This window comes from Streptomyces sp. UG1, assembly GCF_049974585.1.
In the GTDB taxonomy this organism is placed as follows: Bacteria; Actinomycetota; Actinomycetes; order Streptomycetales; family Streptomycetaceae; genus Streptomyces.
In genome coordinates, this window is the sequence record NZ_JBNGGG010000014.1 from 89,717 (window position 1) to 107,155 (window position 17,439).

The 17,439-nt window shown below is 71.3% G+C and carries 16 protein-coding genes; 8 read left to right on the plus strand and 8 right to left on the minus strand.

The features are described from left to right. Positions 1 to 179: 179 nt before the first annotated feature. The 4 genes from ACP4J3_RS17675 (at position 180) to ACP4J3_RS17690 (ending at position 4,825) form a co-directional block, all read left to right on the plus strand. Positions 180 to 1,763 carry a TROVE domain-containing protein gene (locus ACP4J3_RS17675; protein WP_426535367.1) on the plus strand — a complete coding sequence of 528 codons (1,584 nt, stop codon included), beginning with the start codon at positions 180 to 182 and terminating at the stop codon, positions 1,761 to 1,763. A gap of 108 nt (positions 1,764 to 1,871) precedes the next feature. After that, on the plus strand, positions 1,872 to 2,528 hold the full coding sequence (locus ACP4J3_RS17680; RefSeq protein WP_426535369.1) for a GntR family transcriptional regulator: 657 nt from the start codon (positions 1,872 to 1,874) through the stop codon (positions 2,526 to 2,528). Positions 2,529 to 2,541: 13 nt separating this feature from the next. Then, positions 2,542 to 3,558 carry a 1-aminocyclopropane-1-carboxylate deaminase gene (locus ACP4J3_RS17685; RefSeq protein WP_426535371.1) on the plus strand — a complete coding sequence of 339 codons (1,017 nt, stop codon included), beginning with the start codon at positions 2,542 to 2,544 and terminating at the stop codon, positions 3,556 to 3,558. Between the two features lie 220 nt (positions 3,559 to 3,778). Beyond that, a complete protein-coding gene (locus ACP4J3_RS17690) occupies positions 3,779 to 4,825 on the plus strand; it encodes a LacI family DNA-binding transcriptional regulator (RefSeq protein WP_426535373.1) in 1,047 nt (348 codons plus the stop codon). Positions 4,826 to 4,896: 71 nt separating this feature from the next. On the opposite strand, the gene ACP4J3_RS17695 is transcribed toward ACP4J3_RS17690, so the two are convergent. The 7 genes from ACP4J3_RS17695 to ACP4J3_RS17725 all read right to left on the minus strand — a co-directional run bounded on the left by ACP4J3_RS17695 (position 4,897) and on the right by ACP4J3_RS17725 (position 12,366). Further along, on the minus strand, positions 4,897 to 6,102 hold the full coding sequence (locus tag ACP4J3_RS17695; protein WP_426535566.1) for a TerD family protein: 1,206 nt from the start codon (positions 6,100 to 6,102) through the stop codon (positions 4,897 to 4,899). 80 nt (positions 6,103 to 6,182) lie between these two features. Continuing rightward, positions 6,183 to 7,172, minus strand: a complete 990-nt coding sequence (locus ACP4J3_RS17700) for a zinc-dependent alcohol dehydrogenase family protein (RefSeq protein ID WP_426535375.1) — start codon at positions 7,170 to 7,172, stop codon at positions 6,183 to 6,185. Continuing rightward, entirely contained in the window at positions 7,169 to 8,038 is an 870-nt protein-coding gene (locus ACP4J3_RS17705) for a carbohydrate ABC transporter permease (RefSeq protein WP_426535377.1), read from the minus strand. The genes ACP4J3_RS17700 and ACP4J3_RS17705 overlap by 4 nt, the downstream gene beginning before the upstream one ends. Beyond that, positions 8,038 to 8,985, minus strand: coding sequence for a carbohydrate ABC transporter permease (locus tag ACP4J3_RS17710; RefSeq protein ID WP_426535379.1), 948 nt, complete (start codon positions 8,983 to 8,985; stop codon positions 8,038 to 8,040). Before ACP4J3_RS17710 ends, ACP4J3_RS17705 begins: the two co-directional genes overlap by 1 nt. A 2-nt stretch (positions 8,986 to 8,987) precedes the next feature. Beyond that, on the minus strand, positions 8,988 to 10,349 hold the full coding sequence (locus ACP4J3_RS17715) for an ABC transporter substrate-binding protein (protein ID WP_426535381.1): 1,362 nt from the start codon (positions 10,347 to 10,349) through the stop codon (positions 8,988 to 8,990). 124 nt (positions 10,350 to 10,473) lie between these two features. After that, on the minus strand, positions 10,474 to 11,256 hold the full coding sequence (locus ACP4J3_RS17720) for a DeoR/GlpR family DNA-binding transcription regulator (RefSeq protein ID WP_426535383.1): 783 nt from the start codon (positions 11,254 to 11,256) through the stop codon (positions 10,474 to 10,476). 300 nt (positions 11,257 to 11,556) lie between these two features. Beyond that, entirely contained in the window at positions 11,557 to 12,366 is an 810-nt protein-coding gene (locus ACP4J3_RS17725) for an NAD-dependent epimerase/dehydratase family protein (RefSeq protein WP_426535385.1), read from the minus strand. A gap of 196 nt (positions 12,367 to 12,562) precedes the next feature. Here ACP4J3_RS17725 and ACP4J3_RS17730 point away from each other — a divergent pair, with 196 nt between their 5' ends. After that, positions 12,563 to 13,516: a 5-dehydro-4-deoxyglucarate dehydratase gene (locus ACP4J3_RS17730; RefSeq protein WP_426535387.1), complete on the plus strand. Its 954-nt coding sequence runs from the start codon at positions 12,563 to 12,565 to the stop codon at positions 13,514 to 13,516. Next, a complete protein-coding gene (locus ACP4J3_RS17735; RefSeq protein WP_426535389.1) occupies positions 13,513 to 14,676 on the plus strand; it encodes a hypothetical protein in 1,164 nt (387 codons plus the stop codon). The genes ACP4J3_RS17730 and ACP4J3_RS17735 overlap by 4 nt, the downstream gene beginning before the upstream one ends. Here the strand turns inward: ACP4J3_RS17735 and ACP4J3_RS17740 are convergent. Continuing rightward, the gene (locus ACP4J3_RS17740; RefSeq protein ID WP_426535391.1) at positions 14,613 to 15,851 is read right to left on the minus strand and encodes an MFS transporter; all 1,239 of its coding nucleotides are present in this window, start codon (positions 15,849 to 15,851) and stop codon (positions 14,613 to 14,615) included. The two genes, ACP4J3_RS17735 and ACP4J3_RS17740, sit on opposite strands and share 64 nt — an antisense overlap. 132 nt (positions 15,852 to 15,983) lie before the next feature. Here ACP4J3_RS17740 and ACP4J3_RS17745 point away from each other — a divergent pair, with 132 nt between their 5' ends. Together ACP4J3_RS17745 and ACP4J3_RS17750 are read left to right on the plus strand one after the other, a co-directional pair. Then, a complete protein-coding gene (locus ACP4J3_RS17745) occupies positions 15,984 to 16,571 on the plus strand; it encodes a TIGR03086 family metal-binding protein (protein ID WP_426535393.1) in 588 nt (195 codons plus the stop codon). A 93-nt stretch (positions 16,572 to 16,664) separates the two neighbouring features. Next, the gene (locus ACP4J3_RS17750) at positions 16,665 to 17,312 is read left to right on the plus strand and encodes a dihydrofolate reductase family protein (protein ID WP_426535395.1); all 648 of its coding nucleotides are present in this window, start codon (positions 16,665 to 16,667) and stop codon (positions 17,310 to 17,312) included. The last annotated feature ends 127 nt before the right edge of the window (positions 17,313 to 17,439 follow it).

Below are 17,439 nucleotides of genomic sequence, written 5' to 3' on the forward strand. Positions count from 1 at the left end.
TTCGGGAACTGGTGGGGAATTTTCCTCGTGCGGGTTCGAATCCCGTCATCGACTCGGGGTCGATGTGGCGGAACGGCAGACGCGCCAGTTTATAAGCACCGCGGCCGACTTCGATCTCGGGCGCCCTCCTCTTGCTGTGCCTCCCTCCGAAAACACGAATGAATTCGGGGGAATTCACCATGGCGCGATTCAACACCCGGGCCGCCAGGCCGCAGCCCACTTCCCGGGTGACCTCGACGGGACGGGTGCTGCGCACCTACGAGGGCGGCCGCGGCCGTGAGCGCGACGCGCGCTCCGAGCTCTTCCTGCTCGCCGTCTCCAATTTCGTCTCCCAGCGGACTTTCTACGAGACCGGCGCCGACCGCGACGACCGGTTCGCGCGGCTCGTGCGCGAGCTCGCCGTCACCGATCCCGAGTGGACGGCCGGCCTGCTCGGCTGGCTGCGCGGCCAGGGCAACCTCCGTACGGCCTCGGTCGTGGGCGCCGCCGAGTACGTCAGGGCACGCCTGGACGCCGGGGCCACCGACGGCCCATCGAACCGGCAGGTCATCGCCTCCGTCCTGCAGCGCCCGGACGAGCCCGGCGAGCTGCTCGCGTACTGGACGGCGCTGTACGGCCGTAACGTCCCCAAGCCCGTCAAGCGCGGCGTCGCCGACGCCGTACGGCGGCTCTACCACGGCACGTCGCTGCTGAAGTACGACACCGCGTCCAAGGGCTACCGCTTCGGCGACATCCTCAACCTGGTGCACGCGGCCCCGGACCCGGACAAGCCGTGGCAGGGCGACCTCTTCCGGTACGCCCTCGACCGCCGGCACAACCCGGACACCGCGGTACCGCCCGCGTCGAGCACCGTCCTCACCGCACACCGCGAGCTGATGGCGCTGCCCGTCGAGGAGCGGCGGGCCGTCGTCACCTCGGCGGACGGCGCCGAGCGGCTGGCCGCGGCCGGGATGACGTGGGAGGCGCTGGCGGGCTGGCTCCAGGGGCCGATGGACAAGGCGGCCTGGGAGGCCGTGATTCCGTCGATGGGCGCCATGGCGCTGGTACGGAACCTGCGGAACTTCGACGAGGCCGGTGTCTCCGACGAGGTGGCGGCCCGGGTCGCCGCCCGGATCAGCGACCCGGCGGAGGTCGTACGGTCGCGGCAGTTCCCCTTCCGGTACCTCGCCGCGTACCAGCACGCGCCCTCGCTGCGCTGGGCGTACCCGCTGGAGCAGGCGCTCGGCCACTCGCTGGCCAATGTGCCGGCGCTGCCCGGCCGGACGCTGGTGCTCGTCGACCGCTCGGGCTCGATGTTCTGGTCGCGGCTGTCCGACCGCTCGCAGCTCAACCGGGCCGACGCGGCGGCGATCTTCGGCACGGCGCTCGCGCTGCGGGCGGCGGACGCGGACCTGGTGCAGTTCGGATCGGACAGCCACCGGATCTCCTTCCGCCGTGGCGAGTCGGTGCTGAAGGTGCTGGAGCGCTTCGGTGACCTCGGCGGCACGAGCACCACCGAGGCGGTGCGCCGGCACTACCGGGGGCACGACCGGGTGCTGATCGTCACCGACGAGCAGTACGCGCCCAGCCACCACGGCGACCCGACCGAGCAGGTCCCGGCCCATGTGCCGGTCTACACCTGGAACCTCGCCGGGTACCGGGCGGGCCACGGCCCGTCGGGCCAGGGCAACAGGCACGCCTTCGGCGGTCTGTCGGACGCGGCCTTCCGGATGGTGCCCCTGCTGGAGGCCGCCCGGGACGCCGACTGGCCCTGGGCGGCCTGAGGCGGGAGCGCCCAGGAGAAGAGTGGCCCGCACCGCGTGGGGAGTGCGGGCCACTCTGCTGCCCGGACTCTTGCCTGCCCCGGAAACTGACATCTAACATTTCAGTTCATGGAGGCGATACGGCCCGTGGCCCGGACCCTGCTCAGGGACCAGGCCTACGCGGCGATCCGGGACGCCATCGTGGCCGGGGAGATCGAGCCCGGCGCGGCGGTGCGGGACGCCGACCTCGCCGAGCGGCTGGGGCTGTCCCGGGCGCCGGTGCGCGAGGCGTTCTCGCGGCTCGTGGACGAGGGGCTGCTGGAGAGCAAGCCGCAGAGCTACACCCGGGTCACACCGGTCGTGGCCGCCGAGGTGCGGGACGCGGCCGCCGTGGTCGGCGCCATGCACGAGCTGGTCACCCGGGTCGCCGTGCCCCGGCTCACGGCCGCCGACGTGGAGATCATGCGCGCCGCCAACGAGCGCTTCGCCACCGCCGTCGCGGCCGGCGAGGTGGACCTCGCCCTGCGGGCCGACGACGAGCTGCACGACGTACTGGTCCGGGTGAGCGGCAACCGCGCGGCCGCCGCCACCGTCGCCCGCTACACCCCGCTCATCCGCCGGCTGGAGCGCCGCCGCTTCGGAGAGGGCGGCAACTGCCGTTCGGCCGGACTGCACGAGCGGCTCATCGACGCCTGTGCGTCCGGGGACACGGCCACGGCGGTCCGCGTCACCGCGGAGATCTGGCGAAGCCTCGCCGACCTCGTGGACCTGGCCGACGACGACTGACCCGGGAGGACCCATGTCCCTTTCCTCGTACGACCGCTACCCCCTGCTCTTCGGCCCCTCGCCGGTCCATCCGCTGGAGCGCCTCACCGCCCACCTCGGCGGCGCCTCGCTCTGGGCGAAGCGCGAGGACTGCAACTCCGGTGTCGCCTACGGCGGCAACAAGACGCGCAAGCTGGAGTACCTGGTCGCCGACGCGCTCGCGAAGGGCTGCGACACCCTCGTCTCGATCGGCGGTGTGCAGTCCAACCACACCCGCCAGGTCGCCGCCGTGGCCGCCCGCGCCGGTCTCAAGTGCGTGCTGATCCAGGAGAGCTGGGTGGACTGGCCCGACTCCGTCTACGACAAGGTCGGCAACATCCTCGTCAGCCGCCTCGCCGGAGCCGATGTCCGCCTGGTGCGGGCCGGGTTCGGGATCGGCTTCAAGGAGAGCTGGGAGCAGGCGCTGCGGGAGGTGGAGGATTCCGGTGGCAAGCCGTACGCCATCCCGGCCGGCGCCTCCGACCATCCGCTGGGCGGCCTCGGGTTCGCCGGGTGGGCGTACGAAGTCGCCGAGCAGGAGCGGGAGTCGGGGGTCTTCTTCGACACGGTGGTCGTGTGCTCGGTGACCGGCTCGACCCAGGCGGGCATGGTCGCCGGTTTCGCCGCCCTCGAGGAGGCGGGCGGCCGTCCGCGCCGGGTCCTGGGCATCGACGCCTCGGCCAAGCCCGCCTCCACCCGTGAGCAGATCGCCCGGATCGCCCGGAACACCGGCCGGCTCATTGGCGTCGAGCGCGAGCTGACCGAGGCCGACGTCGAGCTCGACGAGCGGTACCACGCGGGCGTCTACGGCATCCCGGACGAGACCACCCTGGAGGCGATGCGGCTGGCGGCGCGGACCGAGGGCATGGTCACCGACCCCGTCTACGAGGGCAAGTCGATGGCCGGGATGATCGACCTGGTCTCACGCGGGGAGATCGAGCGGGAGTCGACGGTGCTGTACGCCCACCTCGGCGGGCAGCCGGCGCTGAACGCGTACAGCGCGCTGTTCTAGGCGGCTCGGCTGAAATCCGCTGCGGTTCGGTAGCGCCTCAAAGGGGCGCGGGGCCGTGTCGATCTGCGGCTACCGCCGCGTGGGCGCGACCAGCCACGACGGCGCCGCAGCCGATCGACGATCCATCGCCGCAATTCCAGCGGAGCGCTTAGGCGGCCACCCGGCCCTTCCAGCCGTTCCGCCTGTGGGGCCTGCCGTCGTGCCCACCTGGCCGGATACAGTGCACAGCGTGTTGGCGGACGATCAGCAGCGGGAGCCGAGAGTCGACCAGCCCGACGGCACCCGCCGCCGGGCCACGATCCATGACGTCGCACGGCTGGCCGGAGTGTCCCGCCAGACGGTCTCCCGCGCGGTCAACGACAAGGGCGAGATCGGCCCGGCCACCAAGGAGCGGGTGCTGGAGGCGGCTCGGCTGCTGGACTACCGCCCAAGCCGTTTCGCGCGCGGCCTCGTGCAGAAGGGGACCGTGGCGGTGGGACTGGTGATCCCGGATCTGATGAATCCGTTCTTCCCCGAGGTCGCCGCCGGAGTGCTGGAGGCGGCCGAGCAGCGCGGGTGGCATGTCGTGGTGTGGGATTCCCGCATCGACGAGAGCAGGGAGCGCGAGGCGCTCGACGTGCTCTCCCACCAGGCGGACGCGGTCGTGGGCTATTTCAGGAGCCCGGACGACGTGCTCGCCCGCCACCTCGGTGGTGTGCCGCTGGTGCTGCTGGAGCGCGGCCCGCAGCAGACCCGCTTCGCGGCCGTGGGGATCGACGCCGCCGCAGGGCTCGAACAGGCTATGGCGCACCTGGTCGGGGCGGGGCACCGGGCGATCGGCATGCTGGACGGCGTGCATGGCCCCGGTCCGCGCCGGCAGGCCTTCCTGGAGCAGGCCCGGCGGCACGGTCTGCCCGTGGACGAAGGCTGGACGGAGCTGTGCGACGAGCACAGCGTGGCCGGGGGTGAGGCCGGCATCGGGCGACTGCTCGACCGACGGCCCGAGATCACCGCGGTGTTCGGCTTCAACGACCTCATCGCTGTCGGCGCGATGCGCGCCGCCCGGCGCCGGGGGCGGCGGATCCCGGACGACCTGGCCGTCCTGGGCTTCGACGGACTGTCGCTGGGCGAGCTGGTGGAGCCCGCCCTGACCACCCTGCACCTCGACAAGCGGCGGCTCGGCCGGCTGGCCGTCGAGCAGGTGGCCCGGCTGAGGGCGGGCGAGGAGCCGATGAGCGGCGCGGATGCCTGGGTCATTCCCGAGCTGGTCGTGCGGGCCTCTGCCTGAGACTGCCTGACGGCCTCTGTGACCACCGGGCGCCCCCTTCGCCGAGGGCGCCCTGGGCGTCGTACGACTGCCTACAGCGCCTGTGCCGAGGGCTTCACCATGCCCCGTACGGTCCGGGACTTCACGAAGTCGCCCATGGCCGTCATCTCCCACTCACCGGAGAACTGCCTGATCAGCTTGGCCATCATCACGCCCGTCTGCGCCTCGGCGTTGGTGAGGTCGAAGCGGACCAGCTCCTCGCCGGTGCCCGCGTCGAGGAGGCGGCAGTAGGCCTTGGCGACCTCGGTGAACTTCTGGCCGGAGAACGAGTTGACCGTGAAGACCAGGCCGGTGACCTCCTGGGGCAGGCGTCCGAGGTCGACGGTGATGACCTCGTCGTCCCCGCCGCCCTCACCCGTGAGGTTGTCGCCGGAGTGGCGGATCGCGCCGTGCAGGATCTGGAGCTTGCCGAAGTAGCAACTGTCGATGTGGTTGCGCTGCGGGCCGTAGGCGATGACCGAGGCGTCCAGGTCGATGTCCTTGCCGCGGTACGCAGGCTCCCAGCCGAGGCCCATCTTGACCTGGGAGAGCAGGGGGCGGCCGCCCTTGACGAGGGAGACGGTCTGGTTCTTCTGGAGGCTGACGCGGCCCTTGTCGAGGTTGATCTTCCCGGCGCCCGGCGCGGGCGGGGCGGGCGGCGCCGCGGGGGCCGGGGGAGCGGCCGGGGTGGTCATGGGCGGGGCCGGCGGGGTGACCGGGGGCTGCATGGTCGGCTGCGGCGGGGCCACGGGGGCGGCCGGGGCCGGTTCCTCGACCGTGACGCCGAAGTCGGTGGCGATGCCGGCCAGGCCGTTGGCGTAGCCCTGGCCGACCGCGCGGGCCTTCCAGGCGCCGCCCCGCAGATAGACCTCGACGATCACCAGTGCCGTCTCGGTGCCGAGCTGCGGGGGCGTGAACGTGGCCAGGACGCTGTTGTCGTCCGCGTTGCGGATGGTGGCCGTCGGTTCGATGCCCTGGAAGGTCTGGCCGGCGGCGTCCGGGCTGGCGGTGACGACGATCTTCTCGATGCCCGGGGGTACGGCCGTCGTGTCGACCGTGATCGCGTCGGGGCTGGTGCCGCCGCCCGAGCGGTACGTCACGCCCGGGCCGCTGGGCTGGTTGTAGAAGATGAAGTCGTCGTCGGAGCGCACCTTGCCGTCGGCGGTGAGCAGCAGGCCCGATACGTCGAGCCGCACCGGGGCGGCGACGTCCACCGTCACACGCGCGGCGGAGAGAGGGATGTTCGAGCCGGGGGTCATAGCTGTCATGCCCGGTGAACGAGCGGAGGCGCTTTACCGTTCCCTTACCTGGCAAACGGGTGCAGCGCCTCCGCCCTGACCTACGGCACCACCACGATCTTGCGCCCCACCCCGGACGCGAACTGCTCCAGTGCCTGCGGGTAGCGGTCCAGCGGGATGCGGTCGCTGATGAAGATCTCCGGGTCGAGGACGCCGCCGGCGAACAGCTCCGCCGCGCGCTCGAAGCTGTGGAGCACCGCCATGGAGCCGGTGATGGTGATCTCCTGGTTGTAGATGCGGTACGGGTCGATCGTCACGCGCGTCGCGTAGTCCGCCACCCCGAACTGCAGGAAGGTGCCCGCCTTGGCGACCCGGTCCAGTCCGTCCTGGATCGCCGCCGCGTTGCCCGTGGCGTCCACGACCAGGTCCCAGCCCTGCGGGCGGTCCAGCTCGTCGGGGTTCGCGGCGGACGCCGAGACGCCGAGCCTGCGTGCGGTCTCCAGGCGGGCCGGGTTCACGTCCACCATGTCCACGCTGGCCGCGCCGGTCCGCTTGGCCAGCTCCAGCATCATCAGGCCCATCGTGCCCGAGCCGTAGATGAGGACGTGCGCGCCGAGGCGGGACTGCAGGACGTCGTAGCCGCGTACCGCGCACGACAGCGGTTCCACGAGCGCCGCGTCCTGCGTGCGCACGTGTTCCGGCAGCTTCACGCAGTTCGCCACGGGGGCCACCGCGTACCGCGCCGCGCCGCCGGCCGTCGTGACGCCGATCGCCGCCCAGCGCTCGCACAGGTTGTTGTGGCCGGTACGGCAGTAGCGGCACTCGTAGCAGTACAGCGACGGGTCGACCGCGACCCGGTCGCCCGCCGACAGCTCCGTGACCTGGGTGCCCACCGCGACGACCTCGCCCGCGAACTCGTGTCCGGGCACGATCGGCAGCTTCGGGGCGAACTCGCCTTGGAGGATGTGCAGATCGGTTCCGCACAGGCCGCACGCCGCGACCTCGACCACGACGTCGCGCGGTCCTGGCGTCGGGTCCGGGACCTCGGCGACGACGGCCTTGCCCACGGACTCGATGACGGCGGCCTTCATTTCACGGCTCCCAACGACAGGCCCTGGACCAGCTTGTCCTGGGCGGCGAACCCCGCGGCGAGCACCGGCAGGGAGATGACGAGCGACGCGGCGCACACCTTGGCCAGGAACAGGCCCTGGCTGGTGATGAAGCCGGTCAGGAAGACGGGGGCGGTCTCCGCCACCACGCCGGTCAGCACGCGGGCGAACAGCAGCTCGTTCCAGCTGAAGATGAAGCAGATCAGGGACGTCGCCGCGATGCCCGGCAGGGCGATGGGGGCGACCACGCGCCACAGGATCGTCGGCAGCCGCGCGCCGTCGATCTGCGCCGCCTCGATGATCGCGACCGGCACCTCGGAGAGGAAGGACTGCATCATCCACACCGCGATCGGCAGGTTCATGGCCGTGTAGAGGATGACCAGCGCCCAGATGTTGTCGAGCAGGCCGGTGTTCTTCGCGAAGAGATAGATCGGCAGCAGGCCCGCCACCAGCGGCAGCATCTTGGTGGAGAGGAAGAAGAACAGGACGTCCGTCCACTTCTTCACCGGGCGGATCGACAGCGCGTAGGCGGCAGGTAGCGCGAGGCACAGCGTCAGCAGCGTCGAGGCCACCGAGGCCGTCGCCGAGTTGATCAGCGAGGGCCAGGGGCTGGCGCCGCCGCCCGCGCCGAAGAACTCGCGATAGCCGTCGAGGGTGAGCGAGGCGGCGACGGAGGGCGGGTTGGTCGCCGCGTCCGCCTCGGAGTGGAAGGACGTCAGGACCATCCAGAGGATGGGCAGGACGAAGAGGATGCCGGCCAGCCAGGCGGCGATTCCCAGGGCCGCGCCCTGGAGCCGGGCGCGGGGCCGTGTCGGGCGCGGGCCGGCGGTGGTGAGCGTGGCGGTCATCAGCGGGACACCTCCGCGCGGAACAGGGACGACACCACGCGCAGGGCGAAGGTCGCGAGGATGATCGAGCCGATGACGACGATGACGCCGGCCGCCGAGGCGAGTCCGTTCTCGTGCGCCTGGTAGAAGGTCTGGTAGATGGTGTACGGCAGGTTCGCGGTGCCCAGGCCGCCGGAGGTGATGGTGTACACCGCGTCGAAGTTCTGCACGATGTAGATCGAGCCGAGCAGCACGCTCAGTTCGATGTAGCGGCGGATGTGCGGCAGCGTCATATGGACGAACACCTGCCAGTCGTTCGCGCCGTCCACCCGGGCCGCCTCCAGCAGTTGCGGGTCGCGGCTCTGCAGTCCGGCGAGCAGGATCAGCGTCATGAACGGCGTCCACTGCCAGATCAGCGAGGCCTCGACCGCGATCAGCGGCATCTCGGAGATCCAGTCCGGCTGCACCGCCCCGTCGCCCCCGATCCAGTGCAGGATGCCGTTGAACAGGCCGTACTCGGGGTTGAAGAGCACGTGCTTCCACAGCAGCGCGGCCGCGATCGGCACCAGCAGGAACGGGGCGATGAGCATGGTCCGCACCGCTGCCCGGCCGCGGAACTTCCGGTCCAGCAACAGGGCCAGGACCAGGCCGAGCACCAGGCTGACGAGTACGACCGTCGCGGTCAGCAGGATCGTCGTCCACACCGACTTGCGCAGTTCGGGCGTGCTGAGCACTTCCGAGTAGTTGGCGAAGCCGGCGAAGTGGCGGTCGTCCGGGTAGAGGGCGTTCCAGTCGAAGAACGAGATGACCAGGGTGGCCACGAAGGGGAGCTGCGTCACGACGATCATGAAGATCAGCGCGGGCAGCAGCGGGGCCCGGGTGGCCCAGGCGCGCATGCGGTTCGGCCGGCGGGCCGCCGGCCGCTCGGGAGCGGCGGCGACCCGGGTGGGGGGAGTCGTGACGGTCATGGCTACTGGTACTTCTTTCCGACGGCCTCGGCGAGCTTCTGCGACTTGCTCAGGGCGCTGTCCACGGACTGACGGCCGGCGATCGCGGCGCTGATCTCCTGGGAGACCTTGGTGCCCAGGTCGGTGAACTCGGGGATGCCGACGAACTGGATGCCGGGCGCGGGCCGGGGCTGCACGCCCGGGTCCTCGGGCTTGGCGTTCGCGATGGCGTCCCGGGTGACGTCCGCGAAGGCGGCCGCGTCCTTGCGGTACTCCGGGATGTCGTAGGTCGACGCCCGCTTGCCGCCGGGCACGTTGGCCCAGCCGATCTTCTCGCCGACGAGCTTCTCGTAGTCCTTGCCGGAGGCCCAGGAGATGAACTTCCAGGCGTTCTCGGCGTTCTTGGACGCCTTCTGGACGCCCCACGCCCAGGTGTAGAGCCAGCCGGAGCTGTCGGTCTTCTCGACCGGCGCGGGGACGTAGCCGATCTTGCCCTTGACCGGGGAGCCGGAGGCCTCCAGGGAGCCGGCGCCGGCGGTGGCGTCGTACCACATGGCCGTCTTGCCCTGGGTCATGTTGTTCAGGCACTCGGCGTAGCCGGACTGCGCGGCGCCGGACTCGCCGTGCTTGCGGACCAGGTCGACGTAGAACCGGGTGGCCTCCTTGGTCTCCTTGGAGTCGAGCCGGGCGTTCCAGTCCTTGTCGAACCAGGTGCCGCCGTAGGTGTTGATGACCGTGGTCAGCGGTGCCATGACCTCGCCCCAGCCGGGCAGGCCGCGCAGGCAGATGCCCTTCATGCCGGACTCGGCCGCGTCCACCTTGGCGGCGATGTCGGCGACCTGCTGCCACGTGGGCTTGGCGGGCATGGTCAGGCCCGCCTTCTGAAGGACGTCCTTGCGGTACATCAGGAAGGAGGACTCGCCGTAGAAGGGCTCACCGTAGAGCTTGCCGTCCTCGGCGGTGAGGGCCTGTGTCATCGGCTTGAGGATGTCGTCCTGGTCGAAGGCGGTGTCGCCCTTGACGTACTCGTCCAGGGAGTGGAGCCACCCGTTCTTGGCGTAGATCGGGATCTCGTAGTTGCTCAGGGTGGCGACGTCGTACTGGCCCGCCTGGTTGGCGAAGTCCTGGCTGATCTTGTCGCGGACGTCGTTCTCGGGCAGGACGGTGAAGTTCACCTTGATCCCGGTGTCCTTGGTGAAGTTGTCGGCGGTGAGCTTCTGCAACTCGACCATCTGCGGGTTGTTCACCATCAGGACGTTGATGGACTTGCCGTCGGAGGATCCGGACCCGCCGGCGCCCGCGCAGGCGGCGAGCGGAGTGATCAGCGTCCCTACGGCTGCCACGAGAAGGATGGATCGTGGCGCGCGTCGGCTCTGGGTTCGCATGCTGGTGCTCCTGGACATTTAGCGACAAAGGGGACGGTTGTGGGTATGGGGGTGCCCTAGGGGGTGGGTCGGTTGGATTTCTGGATCTTCGGTTGGGGGGGTGCTTGGGGTGGTGGCGCGGACGTCAGACGCGGATGACCTGTGGTCCCAGCAGCGAGTAGCGGTGGGCCTCGGCCGCGGGGAGCAGGGTGCTCGTCACGATCGCCTCCAGCGCGCCGACCTCGGCGAACCGGCAGAAGCTGACCGCTCCGAACTTGGTGTGCACCCCGGCGAAGATCGTGCGCCGCGCGGACCGGATCGCCTGCGACTTGACCTCGCTGACCGCCGGGTCGGGCGTGGTCAGGCCGTGGTCGCGGGAGATGCCGTTGGCGCCGATGAACGCCAGGTCGATGACGAAGCCGGACAGCATCTTCGTCGTCCAGTGATCGACGGTGGCCAGCGTGCCGGAGCGCACCCGGCCGCCGAGCAGCAGTACGGAGACCTTCTCGGCCTCGGCGAGGGCGCCCGCGACCGGCAGGGACGCGGTGACCACGGTCAGCGGCCGGTCCGTGGGCAGGGACTCGGCGACGAGCTGCGGGGTGAAGCCCTCGTCGACGAAGACCGTCTCGGCGTCCCCGAGCAGCCCGGCGGCCGCGGCCGCGATCCGGCGCTTCTCGGGCACATGGCTGGTGGCGCGGAAGGCGAGCGTCGTCTCGAAGCCGGCGCTCTCCACGGGGTAGGCGCCGCCGTGGGTGCGGCGGAGCAGGCCGTGGTCCTCCAGGACGCGCAGGTCCCGGCGCACGGTCTCCTTGGCGACACCGAGTTCCGTGGCGAGCGCGGTGACGTCGACCGAGCCGGTGGCCCGTGCGAGGCGCACGATCTCACGCTGGCGTTCCTCGGCGGTCTTCGCCGTATTCGCCGTCGTCATCGTCGACACCCGCTTCCGTGCTGTGCTGCCTGACTCGGTCGCCTCGGGGGTGACCGGGCCGTGTTGCCCGTTCGGGCCCGGTGGGGCCCATGGGGGAAGTTCTACAGCGGCAAAGCGGGACTGAACAGGCCTGTTGCCGGGCCGATGCTGCCCGTTTGTGCCCGTTCGACTCGGCGCGTGACCGTCTCGGACCTGGGTGGCCGTAGATCGCGACGTGAGATCGGGCAGCGCGGATGCCCGAATGCGGAAGCGGACGGGCCCGTTCGGTGCCCGTCCGCCTCTTCCGCACGCCCGTTTCGGTCAGTACGGCCAGACGGGCGGGTCGCTCACGAAGTGACCGCCCAGGTAGGCGTGCGCGACGTTCTCCGGGTCGAGCTCGCCCTGCTCGGCGATCAGCTTCTCGGCGTAGGGCTCGGAGTCGTCCCGCGGCTCGTAGCCGAGGGCGCGGGCGGTGGTCAGGTCCCACCACAGGCGGGTGTTCGCCGAGGAGCCGTAGACGACCGTGTGCTCGACGTTCTCGGCGGTCAGGGTCGCGTGGAAGAGGCGGGCGCCGTCGGCGGGGCTCATCCACACCGAGAGCATGCGGACGCTGGTCGGCTCGGGGAAGCAGGAGCCGATGCGCACGGACACCGTCTCCAGGCCGTGCTTGTCCCAGTAGAACTGGGCGAGGTCCTCGCCGAAGGACTTGGACAGGCCGTAGAAGGTGTCGGGGCGGTGCGGGGTGTCGACGGGGATCAAGGGGTCGTCGCCCTGCGGGCGGGGCGTGAAGCCCACCGCGTGGTTGGAGGAGGCGAACACGATCCGCCCGACGCCCTCCTCGCGCGCGGCTTCGTACAGGTTGTACGTCCCCTCGATGTTCGCCTTGAGGATCTTCTCGAACGGGGCTTCCAGGGAGATGCCCGCGAGGTGGATGATCGCGTCGACGCCGCGTACGGCCTCGCGCAGCGCGTCCCGGTCGGCCAGATCGGCGACGATCGTGTCCGGCTCGCCCTCGATCGGGCGCAGGTCCAGCAGCCGCAGCTCGTAGCCGTACGCCGGGAGCAGGTCCCGCATCAGGGTGCCGAGTCCGCCGGCGGCGCCGGTGAGCAGAACGGTGCGGGGCGCTGGCATCCTCGGTTCTCCTTCGATCGGCGGCCGTATGGGTGCCCGGTATTCACATGCGTGGACTAGTTAAGGATCATCGTCCTTTCTCGTCAAGGGTGGTGCGACATGTGTTCATAAACATAAACTCTGATCAGGATGCTGCATCACCTGTGCCGCTGCACCGCCTCCTGCTTCTCACCCGTCCTCGTCCTAGGGAGAGCCCGTGACGCCTGCCCCCCTCGCCGCACGACTGAGCATTCCCACCGGGCCCCTGTTCTTCCCCGTCACGGCGTACGGCCCCGACGGCGCCGTCGCCCTCGACACCTACCGCACCCATGTGCGCCGCGGCGTCGAGGCCGGGGCCGCCGCCGTCTTCGCCTGCTGTGGCACCGGGGAGTTCCACGCGCTCACGCCCGAGGAGTACGAGGTGTGCGTACGGGCCGCCGTCGAGGCCACGGACGGACGCGTGCCGGTCGTCGCGGGCGCCGGGTACGGCACCGCCCTCGCCGTGCGGTACGCGCACCTCGCCGAGGGCGCCGGCGCGGACGGGCTGCTCGCCCTGCCGCCGTATCTCGTCGTCGCCGGGCAGGAGGGGCTGCTGCGGCACTACAGGGAGATCGCCGCGGCGAGTGCGCTGCCCGTCATCGTCTACCAGCGCGACAACGCCGTGTTCACCCCGGACACCGTCGTGGAGCTGGCCCGCACGGACGGCGTCATCGGCCTCAAGGACGGCCTCGGCGACCTGGACCTCATGCAGCGGATCGTCAGCGCCGTACGCACGGCAGTCCCCGGCGACTTCCTCTACTTCAACGGCCTGCCGACCGCCGAGCAGACCCAGCTCGCCTACCGGGCGATCGGCGTCACGCTCTACTCCTCCGCCGTGTTCTGCTTCGCCCCCGAGATCGCGCTCGCCTTCCACGGCGCGCTGGAGAGGGGCGACGACACGACCGCGGGCCGCCTCCTGGACGGCTTCTACCGCCCCTTCGTCGAGCTGCGCGCCCAGGGCCGCGGATACGCCGTCGCCCTCGTCAAGGCGGGCGTACGGCTGCGCGGACTGGACGTGGGGGAGGTCCGCCCGCCGCTGCACGAGCCGAGCGAGGATCATGTCAAGCAACTCGCGCAGGTGATCGAACGCGGCTACGCGCTGCTGGAGAAGGAGCCGGAGGACACCAAGTGAAGGCGTCGACATTCGTCTACCCCTGGGACGTCAACGCAGACCCGGAGGCACCCGGCAGGATCGCCGCCCTCGGCGTGCGACAGGTGACACTCGCCGCCGCCTACCACTCCACCCGCGCCCTCACCCCCCGCCACCCGCGCCACCGCATCGTCACCGCCGAGCACGCGGCCGTGCTCTACCCGACGGACGACCGGTGGCAGGGCCGTGAGCTGCGCCCGTACCCGGCCGGCGACTGGGCGCCCGGCGACGCCTTCGGCGAGGCCGCCGCCGCGCTCGCGGACGCCGGTGTGGAGGTGCACACCTGGGTGGTCCTCGCGCACAACTCCCGCCTGGGCGCCGAGCATCCGCACACCTCGGTCGTCAACGCCTACGGCGACCGCTACCCCTGGGCCCCGTGCATCGCACAGCCCGCCACGCGCGCGTACCTCGTCGACCTCGCCGCCGAGGCCGCCGTACGGCCCGGGGCGCGCGGCACCGAACTGGAGTCCCTGGGCTGGTACGGGCTGCAGCACCTGCACGCCCACGACAAGACCGGCGGGGTCCCGCTCGGCGACGCCGGGATGTACCTGATGGCGCTGTGCTTCTGCCCCACCTGCCGGGAGGGCTACGGCGCCCAGGGCCTGGACGCCGACGAGCTGGCGGCCGCCGTACGCGCCGCGCTCGAACCGCTGTGGCAGGGGGAGCCGGACGACGGGGGCTGGACCGGGGTCGAGAAGCTGCTCGGCTCAAAGACGGCGGCGGCCACGCGCGCGTGGCGCGACGAAACCGCCCGTACGCTCCAGGAGGCGGCCATCCGGGCGGTCCGCCGGGCCGCTCCCGACGGCTTCCAGGTGCTGCTGCACGCCGACCCGGTGACGTACCACGTCGGCGCGAACCCCGGCGTGGACCCCGCGCACATCCTGTCCGTCGCGGACGGCGTGGTCGTGCCCTGCGCGGGCGGACCCGGTCTGCTGACGCCCTTCGCCGAGCAGGGCCGCGAAGGCGCCGTCATCGCCGCCAACCTCGGTGTGGTCTCCGGGATGGGCGGCAGCCCGGGCACGCTCGCGGCGGACGCCGCACGCGCGCGTGAGCTGGGCGCCACTGAAATCCGGCTCTATCACGCGGGGTTGGCGTCGGACGGCGACCTGGTGGCGGTACGCGAGGGGCTCGCCGCGCTCTGAAACAGCGGCAGGGCCGTCATCAGCCACACCAGGCCCAGTACGGCCGACAGCAGCCGCACGTCGAGCAGTTCGACCAGGACCGCCCCGGCCGCCAGCCCGAGCACGTTCGGCGTGAACACGAGCGTGTTGGCCGTGGCGGCGGTACGGCCGAGCAGCGCGTCCGGGGTCTCGCGCTGCACGGCGGTGAGCGCGGCGATCAGCACACAGGGCAGCCCGGCGCCGATCGCCGCGCTGCACGCCAGGGCCAACGGGTCGGACGGGATCGCGCGCAGGCCCGCGGCGACGGCCGTGAGGGCGATGCCGTACGCGGCGAATCGGCGTTCGCCGAGCCGCCGCAGCGCCGGGCCGGAAAGCAGCCCGATCGCCACCGAACCGGCGCCCTGGACGGCGTACAGCACACCGGCGTACGCGGGGACGTGCCCGAGGCCGTCGATGACGGCGTAGATCAGCGCGCCGTTGAGACCGGCGAACAGCATGGTGGTGCCGCCGGCCAGGACGAGCGGCCGCAGCCGGGGATGCGTCCACAGGTGGCGGGCGCCCTCCATGGTCTGCGCCCGCCAGCCGCCGGCCGGTGGCTCGGGCCTGCTCTCGCGCACGCGCAGGCACGCGTACAGGCCGGTCGCGAGCACGAAGGTGACGGCGTCGAGCAGGGCGACGTGCGCGCCGCCGTACGCCGCGTAGAGGCCGGCGCCGGCCAGCGGGGCGAGGAGTTTCATGCCCTCGTTGGCAGTCATGCGCAGCCCGTTGAAGTCGCCGAGCAGGGAGGCCGGGACGGCGTTCGCGACGAGGGCGGACTCGGCGGCGTCGTGGACGACGCCCGCGGCGCCGTAGCCGAACAGGACCGCGAACACCAGCCAGACCCGGTCCGCCGAATCGACGGCGAACAGGGTCGGCAGCAGCGCGGCCAGGAGCAGGTTCAGGCCGATCAGCAAGGGCTTGCGGCGGACGCGGTCGGCGAGCGTGCCGAGCAGCGGGCCGGCCAGGGTGGGCGCCCACATGGCGAGCAGGCACAGCGCGGCCAGACCGTCGGAGCCGGTGAGGTCCTTCACCCATACGCCGGAGGCCAGCCACAGCGCCGAGGTACCGAAGCCGGAGACCACGACTCCGGCGAGATACAGGCCCGCGTCGCGGTGGCGCAGGACGCGCGGGAGCGCGCAGGTGGTGGTGGTCGTCATGCCTGGCCACTGTGCGGCTAAGGCGGGGGTGCGGGGATCGGGAAAGTGCCCGAGATTCGTCCTGTACCGGCGATGAGTTTCGCCCCCGCCGCCGGTCAACCTCTCAGGAACAGACCGATGAGGAGCCGGCCCATGACTGACAGCACCCTCGACCTCGAACCACAGACCCGCGTCATCGCCCGCCTCGCGGACGGCGTCCGTGACGACCAGTTCACGGACCGCACTCCGTGCCCGGAGTACACGGTGCGCAACCTGCTGGGGCACCTGCTCGGGCTGACCGTCGCCTTCCGTGACGCGGGCCGCAAGGATCTGGGCCCCACGACGGACACCAGCCCGGAGGCCGCACTACCGGACATCGGGCCGGGCTGGCGCGAGGAGCTGCCCAAGGTCCTCGCGGAACTGGCCGAGGTATGGCGTGACCCGGCCGCCTGGACCGGCGAGACCCGTGCGGGCGGCGTGCCGCTGACGGGCGAGGAGGCGGGCGTCGTCGTCACGGACGAGCTGGTGATCCACGGCTGGGACCTGGCGCGGGCGACCGGCCAGCCGTACGCCCCCGACCCGGCCGCCCTGCAGCTCTCCTACGGCATGCTGCTCGCGGCCGCCGACGCCCCGAGCCGCGGCGGCGGCATCTTCGGCCCGGTCGTTCCCGTCCCGGACGACGCGGCGCTGCTCGACCGGGCGGTGGGGTTGAGCGGGCGGGATCCGCAGTGGCGGGCGTAGCCGACCAGGACCTGTCTTACCAGCCGTGATCAGCAGAAAGAGCTGTGACCGGCAGAAAGAGCCGTGACCAGCAGAAAGAAGGGAACCGCCGTCATGTCACTCGTCCGTGTCCAAAACTTCTCCATCTCGCTCGACGGCTTCGGCACCGGTGAGGGCCTGAGCCGGGACGAGCCGTTCGGTCACGCCGGCGAAAGGCTGCACGAGTGGATGTTCGCCACCCGGTGGTGGAACGAGGTGACCGGCGGGTCCGGCGGGTCGGGCGGTATCGACGACGCCTTCGCGCGGCAGTTCGCGCCCGGGATCGGCGCCGAGATCATGGGCGCCGGGAAGTTCGGCTACCCCGGATGGCACGAGGACCCGGAGTGGAAGGGGTGGTGGGGACCCAACCCGCCGTTCCACACACCGACCTTCATCCTCACCCACCACCCGCGCCCGTCGATCGAGATGGAGGGCGGCACGACGTTCCACTTCCTCGACACCTCGCCCGCCGAGGCGCTCAAGACGGCCCGCGAGGCCGCGGACGGCAAGGACGTACGCATCGGCGGGGGGCCCACCGTGGTCCGCGACTTCTTCGCCGCCGGGCTCATCGACCACATGCACGTCGTGGTGGCCCCGATCCTGCTCGGCCGCGGCGTACGCCTCTGGGACGAACTGGAGGGCCAGGAGAAGGACTACGAGGTCGAGGCCACCTCCGCACCCAGCGGAGTCACCCATCTGACGTTCACGCGCAGGGGTCTGTGACCTCCTGATCCTCTCGTCCGGACGAGGCGACCTCAACTTCCTTTGTCAGAAGCATTGACGAAACATGCGTGCCCTCCTACCTTCATCGCGTCGTACTTCGTACGTCATATATGAGACGCGATACGTG

Excerpts from the sequence above, each read along its gene's own strand:
- ACP4J3_RS17685 (WP_426535371.1), top strand. The coding sequence starts at position 2,542 with ATGTCCCTTTCCTCGTACGACCGCTACCCCCTGCTCTTCGGCCCCTCG.
- ACP4J3_RS17705 (WP_426535377.1), bottom strand. The coding sequence starts at position 8,038 with ATGACCGCCACGCTCACCACCGCCGGCCCGCGCCCGACACGGCCCCGC.
- ACP4J3_RS17720 (WP_426535383.1), bottom strand. The coding sequence starts at position 11,256 with ATGACGACGGCGAATACGGCGAAGACCGCCGAGGAACGCCAGCGTGAG.
- ACP4J3_RS17700 (WP_426535375.1), bottom strand. The coding sequence starts at position 7,172 with ATGAAGGCCGCCGTCATCGAGTCCGTGGGCAAGGCCGTCGTCGCCGAG.
- ACP4J3_RS17710 (WP_426535379.1), bottom strand. The coding sequence starts at position 8,985 with ATGACCGTCACGACTCCCCCCACCCGGGTCGCCGCCGCTCCCGAGCGG.
- ACP4J3_RS17680 (WP_426535369.1), top strand. The coding sequence starts at position 1,872 with ATGGAGGCGATACGGCCCGTGGCCCGGACCCTGCTCAGGGACCAGGCC.
- ACP4J3_RS17715 (WP_426535381.1), bottom strand. The coding sequence starts at position 10,349 with ATGCGAACCCAGAGCCGACGCGCGCCACGATCCATCCTTCTCGTGGCA.
- ACP4J3_RS17675 (WP_426535367.1), top strand. The coding sequence starts at position 180 with ATGGCGCGATTCAACACCCGGGCCGCCAGGCCGCAGCCCACTTCCCGG.
- ACP4J3_RS17725 (WP_426535385.1), bottom strand. The coding sequence starts at position 12,366 with ATGCCAGCGCCCCGCACCGTTCTGCTCACCGGCGCCGCCGGCGGACTC.
- ACP4J3_RS17750 (WP_426535395.1), top strand. The coding sequence starts at position 16,665 with ATGTCACTCGTCCGTGTCCAAAACTTCTCCATCTCGCTCGACGGCTTC.
- ACP4J3_RS17740 (WP_426535391.1), bottom strand. The coding sequence starts at position 15,851 with ATGACGACCACCACCACCTGCGCGCTCCCGCGCGTCCTGCGCCACCGC.
- ACP4J3_RS17745 (WP_426535393.1), top strand. The coding sequence starts at position 15,984 with ATGACTGACAGCACCCTCGACCTCGAACCACAGACCCGCGTCATCGCC.
- ACP4J3_RS17695 (WP_426535566.1), bottom strand. The coding sequence starts at position 6,102 with ATGACCCCCGGCTCGAACATCCCTCTCTCCGCCGCGCGTGTGACGGTG.